We start from the raw sequence: 13,902 nt of genomic DNA, 5'->3' as shown, positions 1-13,902 counted from the left end.
GCAGGAAACGCTGCGTACGGTGCTGGCGAGCGGCGGGGATCCGGCGATTTTGATCGAGTCTCAAGCCGCGCTCGGCGCATCGCGGATCTGTTCAATCTCGTGCCGGAGCTTGTCGGTGGTCTCTAGAGGCGCCCTATGCTGACACGCCAGCCACTCCTTACTCACACTCCGGGAGTCAGATATGTCGACAACTCATCATGAACAACTACGGCGTCAGGCTGCCAGTCGTGCCAACGAGGAAGACGCCTCGTTGTGGCGGTGGTTTTGTGGCTTATACGATGAAGGCCGCATAAGGTGGTGCAAGGCTGGCGAGGGTTGGCTGGTAAGCGTGGACCATAAGCACCTCGCGACGGAACAGGAGTTCGATACAGCGATCAGGGCCGCACGCCAACGTTACTTCTCTGGAGGTCGGCAGCGGGCGTCAAATTTCTAACGCCTTTTTAAGGGCGAAGAGGAGTCCACGTCCGTATCAAGAGCGGTCGCGGACGATCACGCTCAGACTGGCGCGATAGTGGTAGACAAATTTGACGGGCGCCTGGGACAGTGATCGGCGCGCTGACGGGCGGTTTGATCGGCATGCTCAAACGGCTGCTCGCGCATATCGAAGTGCCGTAACCGCCCGCGAAGCCGTGCCTGGGTCTGACGCATAGTCGGGCTGCGTGGAAGGCTGCCCGGGAAATCGTTTTTTGTTGGCGCGGGTAACTTACCCTGTGTAAGGGCATCGTTGCCGGGCTCCGGGCGATTCTGTATCGTAGATTTTCGACCTATCGAAGACGAGATCCCGAATGACGCCCCACACAGACCCGCTTGCGCAACCGGTTCGCACCGATGTCCTGATCGTCGGCGCCGGCCCTGTCGGCCTCTTTGCCGCTTTCGAAGCCGGCGTGATTGGTCTGTCGTGCCAGATTGTCGACGCACTCGGCAAGCTCGGCGGACAGTGCACGGAGCTCTATCCGGACAAGCCGATCTACGACATTCCCGCAATTCCGTCGTGTACCGCGCGCGAGTTGGTCGAGCGTTTGATGGTGCAATGCAAGCCGTTCGATGTGCCGATCCATCTCGAGCAACGGGTCGAGTCGGTCGAGCAGCGTGACGATGGACGCTGGACCGTGCAGACCGACCGCGGCCTCGTATTCGATGTGGCGGCGCTTCTGCTTGCGGCCGGCAACGGCGCTTTCGTGCCGCAAAAACTCGCACTTACAGAAGCCGTGCCGCTGGAATCGCGGCACGTGCACTACAGCGTGCAACGTCTCGCCGATTTTGCCGACAAGACGGTGGTGGTGGCCGGCGGCGGCGATTCCGCGCTCGACTGGGCGCTGGCGTTGCGTAAGGTCGCGCGGCGCGTAACGCTGGTGCATCGTCGCAACGGCTTCAGTGCCGCGGATTCGAGCGTCGAGTTGATGCGGCGGGCGGTCGAGGCGGGAGAGATGGACTTTGTCGTCGGCGCGATTTCAGGGCTCGACGTCGAGGGTGATGCATTGAAGTCGATCACGCTGCGGCAGATCCAGGGCGAAACGCAGCTCGACACGGAGCAGCTTGTCGTGCTGTATGGATTGGTCGCCGATCTGGGGCCGATCGCGCGGTGGAATCTGTCGATTCACGGCGGCCGGGTGGACGTGGATACGTCCAACTACGAAAGCTCACGGCCCGGCATTTTCGCGGTCGGCGACATTGCCAACTATCCCAACAAGCAGAAGCTGATACTGTCCGGTTTTCATGAAGCGTCGTTGGCGCTGCGTAAAGCGTACGCGTACGCCTATCCGGAGAAGAAGCGGGTGCATGTCCACTCCAGTTATGACGCGAAGCTGGCGGAAAAGGTTGGGGCGGCAGGGTAAGGAGTTCAGGCGCGCGTCCGGCGTGTTCGTTGCAAATCGATCGAGCCCGGCGGTGATCGACAGGTCGGCGCCGGGCTCTTTTTACATGCGCTTATTTGCCTGCGGGTTGGCTGGCGGTTGCGGCGGCGCTCGCTGCCTTGTCTTTCTTTTTTGCCTCATGGTGGCCGATTGCGCAGCCCGCAGCCGCGCCGGCTACGGCATGATCCCCGGCGACATGGCCGGTGACACCGCCTACCGCGGCGCCTTTCGTGCAGCCTTCGGCTTGCGCAACGGTGTGGGTCAGGGCGAGTGCCGCAGCGAGGGCTAAGGTGCTTAATGCTCGTTTCAAGTCAGGCTCCTTGGTTTTAGATTGAGATGCTTTGACGAGAGAGCAATTGAGAGGCCTGACCCGGTTAGCGCCCCGCCAGATACACAAAAGTCTCCAAACCCGAGAACGTCTTTACGCCAGATATCTCCTTCCAGGTCCGTTTTTGCTGCGTCCCAAGGTTGGCTAGTAGCGGCGCGAGTGGATCGCCATCGCGCTCCTGAGCGGGGTTTTGGGGAATCGCGAAGGTGAGCCGGTGTATGCTTTGAACAGACCCATCGATACTTCTTACTATGAACGAGCTTGACGTCCATTCGGCCGGCAGAAACGGCGAGGCGCCCCCCGAGCCGCCCGCGCCCAGTGCCGCGGCGCCTGTCAAAATCGATTACTGGGCGCTGGTCCAGTCGATCCAGGACTACGCAATCTTTCTGCTCGATCCAAGCGGGCATATCGTCAGCTGGAATGGCGGCGCGCGCAAGCTGACGGGCTACGCGGCGCAGGAAATCATCGGTGAGCACTTCTCGCGGTTCTACACGGCCGAAGCCGTGGCGCGCGCCTGGCCTGATTACGAGTTGCAGCAAGCCGCGCTCACCGGTCGCTTCGAAGATGAAGGCTGGCGGGTTCGCAATGACGGCACGACCTTCTGGTCGAATGTGGTCATCACGGCGGTGCGCGACGAGGCGGGTGTGCTGACGGGCTTCGCCAAGATCACGCGCGATCTGACGGCGCAGCGCGATTACGTGGAAGCGTTGCGGCAAAGCGAGGAGCGTTTCCGTCTGCTGGTCGACAGCGTGAAAGACTACGCGATTTTCATGCTCGATCCGGACGGTTGCGTGGTGAGCTGGAATGCGGGCGCCGCGCGCATCAAAGGCTATACGCGCGACGAAATCGTCGGCCGGCATTTTTCGACTTTCTATACGCGCGAAGAAGCGGCCGCCGGCAAGCCCGCGCGCGAACTGGCGATCGCGAAGCAGATCGGCCGGGTCGAAGACGAAGGCTGGCGCGTGCGCAAAGACGGCACGACCTTCTGGGCCAACGTCAACATCACCGCCGTGTACGACGAAACGAACCGCTTGCGTGGCTTCGCCAAGGTCACGCGCGATCTCACCGAGCGCCGTGAGCGCGAAGAGCTGGAGCGTTCCGGCGAGCGTATGCGCAAGTTTCTCGCGACCCTCGCCCACGAGTTGCGCAATCCGCTTGCGCCGGTGCGCAATGCGATCGGCGTGATGCAACTCGAAGCGGGCGTGAGCCCCACGTTGGCGCGCTCACGCGATCTGATCGACCGCCAGGTTACGCACCTCACGCGTCTCGTCGACGATCTGCTCGACGTCGGCCGCATCATGTCGGACAAGGTCGAGCTGCGTCTTTCGCGCGTCGATGTGGCCGAAGTGGTGGCGCGCGCGATCGAATCGGCGCGACCGTTTACCGATTCGCGAGAGCAGAGCGTGGCAACGCATATGCCGGCCGAGCCGCTGATCGTCGAGGGCGACACGACGCGGCTCGTGCAGGTGCTGCAAAACCTGTTGCACAACGCGTCGAAGTTTTCGCCGTCCGGCAGCTGCATCGAGATCTTCGGACGCGTCGATCATCACATGGCTGTGCTGGAGGTGCGCGACCACGGCTGCGGCATTCCCGTGCGTGCGCTCGATTCGATCTTCGAGTTGTTCGCGCAGGAAAAGCATGGGCAAAGCCTCGGCGAAGGCGGTCTCGGTATCGGCCTCACGTTGTGCAAGTCGCTGATCGAATTGCATGGCGGCAGCATTATCGCGACCAGCGAGGGAGAGGGGTTGGGGAGTGCGTTCACCCTCAGTTTGCCGTTTGCCGCGGCGCTCCCCGACGCGCAGACCGATCAGGACGGCATGGCGGGAAGCGCGGTGGCGCCCCTGCGGATACTGCTGGTCGACGACAATCGCGACTCGGCGGACAGCCTCGCGATGCTGCTCGAACTCAAGGGCCACGAAGTCCGCATTGCCTACGACGGCCCGCAGGCCCTCGATGTCGCGCCGCGACTCGTGCCGGACCTTGCCGTGATCGACCTCGCGATGCCCAAAATGGACGGTTACGCGACGCTCGCAGCATTGCAACAGATACCCGCGCTGGCTCACACGCTGTTCGCCGCGATGACCGGCTTCGGTCACGCCAGCGATCGCGAACGCACGCAAGCGGCCGGTTTCCACAGCCATCTCGTCAAACCGGTGGAGCTCGCGCTGTTCGAAGCGTTGCTGGAGCAGGTGGAAGGGCGGCGCCGGGAGCGCAGCCACCACTGACACCCGGTCGCGCTTCCTTCATGCAGGAGCGCTGAGGGCCGTCTTCGATACGTGATAACCCCTGAAATATTGCAGCGTGTCCAGGTACTTGCGGCACGCCGCTTGCTGGGTGTCTGCACGCGCTGCGGCTATCGGAAAGTCCGCCCGCATAGATCGAACAGCTTCTGGGAGGCACGATGCTCGATATGCGTGATCGTGCGGCCGGCATGGGTGCGCGGCCGCCGGAAGGAATTGGCGATACTCGCGACAGTACCCGCACGCGCGCTCCGTATGCGGCACTCGCCGCGCAGCAGGCCACGCGTTCTGGCGAGTCGCTTGAAGATTTTCTGCGCGGCACGCATTTCGATGCGGCGGATCCGGCCGCGCTGGGCGACGTGTTGCGCGCGCTGATTCAACGCGGCTACGACCGTTCGCCTTTTGTGCCCTTGCCCGGGCACGGTCAGACGCTGGCCCGCTGGCGTGCCTTGGCCGCGGTTGCGGCGTGCGACCTGGGTCTCGTCAAACTGTTCGAAGGCCATACCGATGCGCTGGCGATTCTCGCCGAGCTGCGCGGCCCCACGCCTGCCGTGGATAGCCTCTGGGGGGTATGGGCCGCGGAGCCGCCTGATGCACGTGTGCGGGCCAGCAAACGCTCGATTCACACGGACGCGACTCGCACAGACAATCGCGCCCAACTTTATCTAAGCGGCACAAAAGCCTGGTGCTCGGGCGCGGCCGTAGTGAGTCACGCGCTCGTCACCGCATGGCTCGACGACGAACCCGTGCTTGCCGCCGTGGCGATGGATCACGCGTCGATTTCGGTCGATGCGTCGAAGTGGCAAGCCGTCGGCATGCAGGCCACCGCCAGCGCCGACGTCACTTTCGCGCAGACGCCGGCCACCCTCGTGGGCGCGGCCCATGCCTATGTGCGCCGGCCGGGCTTCTGGCATGGCGGCGCCGGCATTGCCGCATGCTGGTACGGCGCCGCCGCGCAAATCGGCCAGACCTTGCGCGAAGCATCCACCCAACGGGCCGACGCGCATCGCTTCGCCCACCTCGGCGCGGTCGACGTCGCCTTGGCCGGCGCCGCCGCGGTGCTGCGCGAAACCGCCGCTCATATCGACGCGAATCCACAAGCCGACTCGCAGCGCGAAGCCATGCGCGCACGTCTCATCGTCGAAGAAGCCGCCACGGCGGTGATGAATCACGCGACGCGCACGCTCGGCGCCGGCCCGCTATGCCGCGATGCGCGCTTCGCGCGGGCGCTCGCGGATCTGCCGGTGTTCTTGCGGCAAAGCCATGCCGAACGCGATCTCGCCGTGCTCGGCGAATTGACCGTCAAGGCAAAGGACGCGCGCGACGCCGCTGCCGGAGGTGCGCCTTGGACGCTCTAACACGATACAGGGAGGGCGGCTGACATGTCCTCCGCAGCGATGTACTTCGATGAGCTCTACAAAAGCAGCGACGATCCGTGGAATCTGCGTGAAGGCTGGTACGAACGCCGCAAGCGTTCGCTCACGCTTGCGCTGCTGCCGCGTCCGCGCTATCGCAACGCGTTCGAGCCGGGCTGTGCGAACGGCGAACTGACAGCCGAACTGGCGACTCGCTGCGACGCACTGCTCGCCGCCGATCTGCACGAAACAGCGGTACGTCTTGCGCGCGAACGGGTCGCCGGAATGCCGCAGGTTCGCGTCGAACAGCGCACGGTGCCGCTCCAATGGCCGGTTGACGCGGGACCGTTCGATCTGATCGTGATCAGCGAATTTGCCTACTACCTCGATTCAGCCGACCTCGAAACGCTGGCCGCGCGAATCGCCGCATCGCTGACGACGGACGGTACGCTGCTCGCGTGCCACTGGCGCCGTCCGTTTGCCGAAGCGCTCGAATCCGCCGACACCGCCCACGCGTTGTTCGACGCGCGCTGCGGTCTGTCGCGACTCGCGCATCACGACGAAGCCGATCTGCTGATCGACGTATGGTCGCGCGATGCGCGTTCGGTGGCACAACGCGAGGGGCTTCTATGATCGGCGTGATCGTTCCGGCGCATAACGAAGAGGCGTTGCTGGCGCCTTGTCTGGCCGCATTGATCCAAGCCTCGCGGCATGCCGGTCTAGCTGGCGAAACGGTGCGGATCGTCGTCGTGCTCGACGCCTGCAACGATTTTTCCGGAGCGATCGCGCGTGCCTACGGGGTCGAGACATTGACGTTGAAGGCGCGCAATGTCGGCATCGCGCGTGCGACAGGCGCTGACTTTCTGCTGGCCGAGGGCGCCCGCTGGCTTGCCTTCACCGATGCCGATAGCCGCGTGTCGCCGGGCTGGCTGGTCGCGCAGTTGTCGCTGGACGCGGACGCGGTGTGCGGCTCGATTGCCGTCGACGATTGGACCGCGCATCCGCACAGCGTGCGCGAATATTTTCGCAAGACCTATGTGGACGCGGATGGCCACCGTCATGTGCACGGCGCGAATCTCGGCGTCTCGGCTGAGGCGTATCGGCGGGCCGGGGGTTTTCCACCGCTCACGTGCAGCGAAGACGTGGCGCTAGTGGACCGCCTGATCGCGATCGGCGCTCGCATTGCATGGAGTGCCGCGCCGCGCGTGATCACGAGCGCGCGCACGGCGACCCGCGCTCGCGGCGGTTTCGGCGACACGCTTGCAGCATGGGCGACGGGCTGACCACCTCGGCCAATCCCCGGCCTATTTGTGGCCTATTTGTGGCCTAGCCCCGGCCGCCTCGCGAAATTTCTTCACCGGCGCGATGCGGCATACGCAACGTGACCGGAATCGACGCGAACGAGCACAAGCCCACCACCAGAAACGCAGGCCAGAAATCCGACCACATGATGCCCGGATGACCTTGCAGCACGCGCGAAATCTGCAGCACGATGCCGCCCACCGTCACGCCCAGGCCGAGCGACATCTGTTGCACGACGCTGCCGAGACTCGTTGCGCGCCCCACGTCGCGGCTGGCGATTTCCGCGTAAGTCAGCGAGTTGAGACTCGTGAATTGCAGCGCCGGGAAAAAGCCGCCGAGCAGCACGACGAACCAGATGATCCAGGTCGGCGTGCCGGGAAAAAACAGTCCGCACGCCGCAATCGACATCCCCGACAGCGCCGCGTTGACCACCAGCACCGAACGGAAGCCGAAGCGATGCAGCACGCGCGAGGCGACCGTGCGCATGAAAATGCCGCCGAACGCGGACGCGCAAGTGATCAGGCCGGACTCGAACGCGCTCATGCCGTGTCCCTCCTGCAACATCAGCGGCAGCAGAAACGGCAAGGCGCCGAGACCGATCCGAAACAGCGAGCCGCCGAGCACGCTCGCCTGAAACGTCGGTACTTTGAAAAAGCGCAGATCGAGCAGCGGGAGTTTGACGCGTTGAGCGTACGCGACATAGACCGCGAGCAGTACCGCGCCGCTCGCGCACATGCCGAACGCGTCCCGATTCGAAATGAGCTCACCGCCGACCAGCGACAGTCCGAGCAGCAGCAACACGGCGCCGGCGGCCGACAGAAAAAAACCGATCCAGTCGAGCGGCCCCGGGTCGGGCTCGCGTGTGTTGGCGATGTGCCGGTTGGTCAGATAGATACCGAGAAGGCCGATCGGCACGTTGATGAAAAAGATCAGACGCCAATGCAGATAGGTCGTGATGAAGCCGCCGAGCAGCGGGCCGGCGGCCGGTCCAAGCATCGCGGGGACGCTCAGATAATTCATCGCGCGGATGAAGTCCGCTTTTTCGACCACGCGGAAGATGATGATCCGCCCGACCGGCACCATCATCGCGCCGCCGACGCCTTGCACGAAACGGGCAAGGGTAAAGGTGGCCAGCGAATTCGACGCGGCGCACAGCAGCGAGCCGGTCACGAAGATGCCGATCGCCGTGCGGAAAACCGTGCGCGCGCCAAAACGGTCCGCGAGCCAGCCGCACACGGGGATAAAGACCCCGAGACCCAGCACATAGCTCGTCACCGCGATTTTCAGCGTGACCGGATCGCGCCCGAAATCGCGTGCCATGGCGGGCAACGCAGTGACGATCACGTTGGCATCGACGCTTTCCATGAACATCGCGCAGGCGACGATGAGGGGCGCAATCAGGGCTTTCTGGACGACGGTCATGTGGGGCGGGGCAGTCCGCGGCGAAGGGTCGCAGGCAAAGCGGTCATTATTGCACCTGTACGGTGCGGATGGTTAATAGTGCGGCGCGCGATGCAGCCCCTTTTCGAGATTACATAGGTCGCGCGTGTCGCCGTGACACAACAGGTTGGCGGCTTATTGATATTTGTTGCAGCGCGGCGAGAGAAGGCTATAATCGGGTTATTGCCTAGGTATAAACCCTATACAGGAGTCCATCATGAACACCGCTTCCAACGCCGCCACCGCCCGCACCGCACCCGCCGCCGCCAACACCACGTGGCTGGCCAAGCTCCGCGCGCTGGCTCTTCACGCGCTGAACCTGCATCTGCAAAACTGCGCCATGCTTGCTGAAGCGCACCGCCGCCCGCAGTAAGCGTTTCGTACCCACCGTATCGTTTAGCGGCCCGGAATCTCGAACACCAGGCAGGTCGTCGTGGCATGCGCGTAGAGCGTGCCGTCCGGGCCGACAAGGCGAGCTTCCGCCGTCGCCAGTTGCCGTCCGCAGTGAATCACCTTGCCTTGCGCGCGCACGCGCGGCACGCGAGGCGTCACCGCTTTCACGTAATTCACACTGAGCTCGGCGGTGGTGTAGCCGCGCCCCGCCGGCATCATCGTGTGGACTGAGCAGCCTAGCGCGGAATCGAGCAAGGTAGCGATCCAGCCACCATGCACGGTGCCCAGTGGATTCAGATGCTGGGCGAGCGGCGTGCCCTGAAACACCGCGTGCCCCGCGCTGACTTCGACGATTGTGAAGTCGAGTGTGCGTGCGATCGCGGCGTAGGGCAGTTCCGCGTTCATCATCGCCTGCATTACTTCCAGGCCGGTCTTGCCCGCCACCTGTTCGGGGCTGGCAACACCGGGACCCGGCCCGGCGCCAAGCGCCGCCAATACTTCCTGCTCGCGTGCGAGCCAGCGTTCGAGTTGATTTTCGTTCGTCAAACCGTGTCTCCTGTCCTGAGGGAAGCGTGCTTCGAAATCGATGCATCGTCATCGATTAGAGCATCGAACCGCTTCAGGGCGCGTGGAGGGCGGCCTCTGGACCGCCGGCACGCGTAGCGCCGGCTCGTTCGCAATTGTGCCCGTGTGTCACTCGCGGATAGATGGCGCCTGCAGCCGCTGCATCCTGGTCGCTCACGCGGACAACGCGCTCATCAGAAGCGCGCTCGACACTCAGCCGACCCGATATCCCCATTTCGCTGGAATAAACGTTTAGACTTCGGCCCCTGTCGAGTGCGGCGGTGCGTGCTGGCGAGACAGTCCAATCGGCAATATCGACCGTCTGATTCACGCGTCCGGCTTTGTACGCCGCGAAACGGATTAGCGCCAATCACGCTCCAGGTTAAAACCCGAGGAATTGGCTGAAGTGTCAACCTTTTCCACATATTGCCGTTATCTATTCGTAATCGCTGAAGTAAGGCGATGCCGTGGCAGACGATCCGTCGCCGCGACAGCTCCCTGCAAGGCCCGCATTGACCATGTTCCACCGATATAACAATAAATTCGACCGGCCAGGCGCGATGTTCGACCGTGTATCGAAGACGCTTGGTAACCGGAGCATCCTCTCGCCCGTGCTCGCACTCGTGATTTGCGGGTTGCTGCTGGTCGTCTTGCAACATCTCTCGCAAGCGGTCGACTATCGCTCGGTGATAGGCCAGTTGCGGCGCCTGACGGCGGGCGAGTGGAGCGCCGCGCTCGGCGCGACCGCGCTCAGCTATCTCGCGCTGGTCGGCCGCGACGCAGTCGGCTTGCGCTATCTGGGCGCCGCGGTGCCGCGCGCGGCGCTATGGATCGGCGCGACCGCGGGCTCCGCGCTCGGCAACGCGACCGGCTTCGGCGCCTTGACGGGTGGCGCCGTGCGCGCGCGCGTCTATGGCGTGTCGAACGTCACGCCCGCGCAGATCGGCCGCATGACCGTGTTCACGAGCGTTTCGCTGGCGCTCGCACTGGTGTTGATGAGCGCGCTCGGCATGCTGTGCCTCGCCGGCCCGCTCGCGACGATGCTGCATCTGCCGCCGCTCACGTTGCGCTGGTGCGGCGCGGCTTTGCTGATCGTGCTCGGACTCGCGGCTGCCGCTTGCCGCCGCGACACGCGCCCGATTCGCACGCGCTGGGAATGGCTCTCGTGCGATATTCCGGCGCGCCGCGATCTGCTCGCGCAAGTGGCCCTCGCCGTGCTCGACGTGGTGGCCGCGGGCCTCGCGTTATGGGCGCTGCTGCCGCATGCGAACGTCAGCTTCGTGACCTTCATCACCGTGTATGCCGCCGCCATGCTGCTCGGCATGATCGGCCACACGCCCGGCGGCGTCGGCGTGTTCGAAGCGGCCATGGTGTTTACGCTGAACGGCAGTGTGCAAACGCATCAGATGGTGGCGGCGCTGCTCGCGTATCGCGCGATTTACTTCGGTGTCCCGCTGATCGTTTCGGCGGCGCTGCTTGCCGGCTTCGAAGGCCGTGCGTTGACAAGCCGTTTGCCGCTGCGGCACGCGGCAGGCGCCTATAAACTCGCGCCGCTGTTTCTGAGCCTCGTGACGTTCGTGGTCGGCGGCATGCTGGTGATTTCAAGCGCGACGCCCGCGTTCTGGCAACGCATTCGCATTTTGCGCGACGTGCTGCCGCTGTGGGTGCTCGAAAGCTCGCAGATGCTGTGCAGCGTGCTCGGCGTGCTGCTGTTGTTCGTCGCGCGCGGCTTGCTGCGGCGTCTGGATGCGGCGTGGTGGATGACCTTGCTGCTCGCGGTGCTGAGCCTCGCGCTGTCGCTCACCAAAGGCCTGGCATTCGTGGAAGCGGGTGTGCTCGGCATGCTGATCGCGCTGCTGCTGTCCACGCGGCGCCGTTTCAACCGTCATTCGTCGCTGTTTGCCGAGCGCTTCACCGCGGGCTGGCTGATTTCGGTGGCGATGGTTCTCGCGCTCGCGGTATGGGTGATGCTGTTTGCGTTCCGCGACGTGCCGTACACGCGCGATCTGTGGTGGCAATTCGCTTTCGACGAACGCGCACCACGAGCGTTGCGGGCGACGCTCGCCGCCAGCCTGTTCGCGGCGATTTTCTCGTTCTGGCAGTTGCTGCGCCCCGCGGCAGGCCGCTTCGTGATCCCGCCTCCGCAAGATCTGCAAGACGCGGCGCGAATCGTGCGCGCGCAGGAGCGCAGCGACGCCGGTCTCGCGCTGATGGGCGACAAGAGCTTCCTCTTTTCCGAGTCGCGTAAGGCCTTCCTGATGTATGCGAAAAACGGCCGCACGTGGGCCGCGCTGCACGATCCGGTCGGTCCGCGCGAGGAATGGGCCGGCCTGATCAGCAAGTTCGTGGCGCTCGCGCATGCGCACGGCGGCCGCGCCGCGTTCTATCAGGTGCGCGCCAACGCGTTGCCGCTCTATCTCGACGCCGGCCTCACGCTGATGAAGCTGGGCGAAGAAGCCCACGTCGTACTCGACGATTTCGACCTGAAGGGCTCACATCGCGCGCATCTTCGCTATGCGTTAAAGCGTGGCGAGCGTGACGGCTTTACCGTCGAAGTGATCGATCAGGCCAATGTGCCGGCGTCGCTCGAAACGCTGCGTGAGATTTCCGACGGCTGGCTCGACAGCCGCGACGCGCGCGAAAAGAGCTTCTCGGTGGCTGCGTTTACCGACGAGTATCTCGCCGCGCAATCCGTGATGCTGGTGCGCCAGAACGGCGAGCCGGCCGCTTTCGTGACCTTCATGACGACCGATATGAACACCGAGGCGACGGTCGGCGTGATGCGGCACGTGGAAAGCGCGTCGCCGTATGCGATGGAATATCTGTTCACCCAGCTCGCGCTGCACCTGAAGCAGGCGGGTTTTCGCTCGCTCAGTCTGGGCATCGCGCCGCTCTCCGGCATGCAGCCGACGCCGCTCGCGTCGCGCTGGCATCGGCTGGCGGGAATCGTGTGGCGCTTTGGCGGCCGCTTTTACAACTTCCGCGGACTGCGCGCTTTCAAGAGCAAGTTCCAGCCGCATTGGGAGCCGCGCTATCTCGCGGCGTCGGGTTCGGTGGGCGTGTTCTTCACGCTCGCGGACCTGTCATTGCTGGCAGGAGGCCGGCGCTCATGACATTGCATTCGTGTTTCAAGCTCGCCGTGGCGGCGAGCCTCGTGGTTGGCAGCGCCGCTGCTTTTGCCACGACGACTACCGTATCCGGCGGCCGTTATGGCGACGTGACGGTGACGCAACCCGCCGGTCCGTTGCGCGGCTTTGTGGTGCTTTACTCGGGGGCGGCCGGCTGGAATGCGGCCGATCAGCAAACCGCCGATGCGCTCGCCAAGGCCGGCGCGTTGACCGTCGGCGTGGATACGGCGCGCTACGCGGCCAATCTGGGCGCGAAACAGGAAGCCTGCCATCAACTGGTGGGCGATGCTGAAGCGTTGAGCCATCAACTCGAACGGCAATCGCAATCGAGCCGCTATTTCGCACCGATCGTCGCGGGTACGGGGCAAGGCGCGACGCTCGCGATGCATGTGCTCGAACAGGCGCCGTCGAATACGGTGGCCGGCGCGGTCTCGGTGGATGCCGAGCGCAATCTGGACGCACGTTTTCAACCGTGCCCGCCGGACCCGACGATCATTCGCGACAAGGTGCCGGGCTTCGTCGAAAAGGCGACGCCGGGCAACGGCGATCGCGCGCGGCTCGTCGCGATGGTCACGCCGCATTTGCAAACCGCCTCGACCAACGATGACGACGTCTCCGATCTGCCGCTGATCGAATTGCCGGCGGCGCATCCGAACGGCCTGATGGCGATCGTGATTTCCGGCGACGGCGGCTGGCGCGATCTCGACAAGACCATCTCGCTCGCGTTGCGGAAAGACGGCGTCTCGGTGATCGGCATCGACAGCCTGCGTTATTTCTGGAGCGAAAAAACCCCCGCGCAGACGAGTCACGATCTCGCCCGTGTGATGCAAACCTACGGGGCGCGCTGGCATGCGGAGCACGTTGCGCTCGTCGGCTATTCGTTCGGCGCCGACGTGCTGCCGTTCGCCTATAACCGGCTGCCGGAAGCGCTGCGCGCGAAAGTGTCGCTGATCGCGCTGCTCGGCTTCGCCCCCGACGCCGATTTCCAGATTCGCGTGGGCGGCTGGCTCGGCATGCCGGCGAGCGATAAGGCCCTGAAGGTGCAGCCCGAATTGACGCGCGTGCCGCCCGCGATCGTGCAGTGTTTCTACGGTGAGAACGAGAAAGACACCTTGTGTCCGGCGCTCACCCGGACCGGCATCACGGTGATTCGCACGTCGGGCGATCATCACTTCGGCGGCGACTACAACGCGCTGGAGCAGCGCATTCTGGGTGCCTTCAGGAAGGCAAGCGGCGTGCAGGATTGATACGCCGCATGGCGTGAGACGCGAAGGGCCACATCATCCCGCGCGCGGCGGG

At 64.3% G+C, this 13,902-nt stretch carries 11 protein-coding genes; 8 read left to right on the top strand and 3 right to left on the bottom strand.

Annotated elements, in window-relative coordinates; translation table 11 throughout:
• Positions 1 to 785 precede the first annotated feature (785 nt).
• Complete coding sequence (locus tag QOC89_RS23190) at positions 786 to 1,835, top strand: NAD(P)/FAD-dependent oxidoreductase (protein WP_323047154.1); 1,050 nt, start codon at positions 786 to 788, stop codon at positions 1,833 to 1,835.
• A 91-nt stretch (positions 1,836 to 1,926) separates the two neighbouring features.
• Here QOC89_RS23190 and QOC89_RS23185 read toward each other — a convergent pair whose 3' ends face one another.
• Positions 1,927 to 2,163, bottom strand: a complete 237-nt coding sequence (locus QOC89_RS23185) for a hypothetical protein (RefSeq protein ID WP_416340447.1) — start codon at positions 2,161 to 2,163, stop codon at positions 1,927 to 1,929.
• Positions 2,164 to 2,432: 269 nt separating this feature from the next.
• On the opposite strand from QOC89_RS23185, the gene QOC89_RS23180 reads away from it, so the two are divergent.
• From QOC89_RS23180 to QOC89_RS23165, 4 genes are all read left to right on the top strand, one after another.
• Complete coding sequence (locus tag QOC89_RS23180) at positions 2,433 to 4,406, top strand: PAS domain S-box protein (RefSeq protein ID WP_323047153.1); 1,974 nt, start codon at positions 2,433 to 2,435, stop codon at positions 4,404 to 4,406.
• A 176-nt stretch (positions 4,407 to 4,582) separates the two neighbouring features.
• On the top strand, positions 4,583 to 5,779 hold the full coding sequence (locus QOC89_RS23175; RefSeq protein ID WP_323047152.1) for an acyl-CoA dehydrogenase: 1,197 nt from the start codon (positions 4,583 to 4,585) through the stop codon (positions 5,777 to 5,779).
• Positions 5,780 to 5,803: 24 nt separating this feature from the next.
• Positions 5,804 to 6,409 (top strand): class I SAM-dependent methyltransferase, encoded by a 606-nt coding sequence (locus QOC89_RS23170; protein ID WP_323047151.1) that lies wholly within the window; start codon positions 5,804 to 5,806, stop codon positions 6,407 to 6,409.
• Positions 6,406 to 7,059 carry a glycosyltransferase gene (locus QOC89_RS23165; protein ID WP_323047150.1) on the top strand — a complete coding sequence of 218 codons (654 nt, stop codon included), beginning with the start codon at positions 6,406 to 6,408 and terminating at the stop codon, positions 7,057 to 7,059. Before QOC89_RS23170 ends, QOC89_RS23165 begins: the two co-directional genes overlap by 4 nt.
• Positions 7,060 to 7,102: 43 nt before the next feature.
• On the opposite strand, the gene QOC89_RS23160 is transcribed toward QOC89_RS23165, so the two are convergent.
• The gene (locus tag QOC89_RS23160) at positions 7,103 to 8,500 is read right to left on the bottom strand and encodes an MFS transporter (protein ID WP_323047149.1); all 1,398 of its coding nucleotides are present in this window, start codon (positions 8,498 to 8,500) and stop codon (positions 7,103 to 7,105) included.
• Between the two features lie 235 nt (positions 8,501 to 8,735).
• Here QOC89_RS23160 and QOC89_RS23155 point away from each other — a divergent pair, with 235 nt between their 5' ends.
• Positions 8,736 to 8,891, top strand: a complete 156-nt coding sequence (locus tag QOC89_RS23155) for a hypothetical protein (protein ID WP_323047148.1) — start codon at positions 8,736 to 8,738, stop codon at positions 8,889 to 8,891.
• A gap of 23 nt (positions 8,892 to 8,914) precedes the next feature.
• Here the strand turns inward: QOC89_RS23155 and QOC89_RS23150 are convergent, their stop codons facing one another.
• Positions 8,915 to 9,457 carry a PaaI family thioesterase gene (locus QOC89_RS23150; RefSeq protein ID WP_323047147.1) on the bottom strand — a complete coding sequence of 181 codons (543 nt, stop codon included), beginning with the start codon at positions 9,455 to 9,457 and terminating at the stop codon, positions 8,915 to 8,917.
• 578 nt (positions 9,458 to 10,035) lie between these two features.
• On the opposite strand from QOC89_RS23150, the gene mprF reads away from it, so the two are divergent.
• Positions 10,036 to 12,588, top strand: a complete 2,553-nt coding sequence (gene mprF / locus QOC89_RS23145; protein ID WP_323047155.1) for a bifunctional lysylphosphatidylglycerol flippase/synthetase MprF — start codon at positions 10,036 to 10,038, stop codon at positions 12,586 to 12,588.
• Entirely contained in the window at positions 12,585 to 13,850 is a 1,266-nt protein-coding gene (locus QOC89_RS23140; protein WP_323047146.1) for a virulence factor family protein, read from the top strand. Before mprF ends, QOC89_RS23140 begins: the two co-directional genes overlap by 4 nt.
• Positions 13,851 to 13,902: the final 52 nt, after the last annotated feature.

Origin of the sequence: Paraburkholderia sp. (genome assembly GCF_034668105.1) — a bacterium.
Classification (GTDB): Bacteria; Pseudomonadota; Gammaproteobacteria; order Burkholderiales; family Burkholderiaceae; genus Paraburkholderia.
The sequence above is the reverse complement of the archived record's forward strand: the minus strand, read 5'-3'. Positions and strand labels throughout refer to the sequence as shown.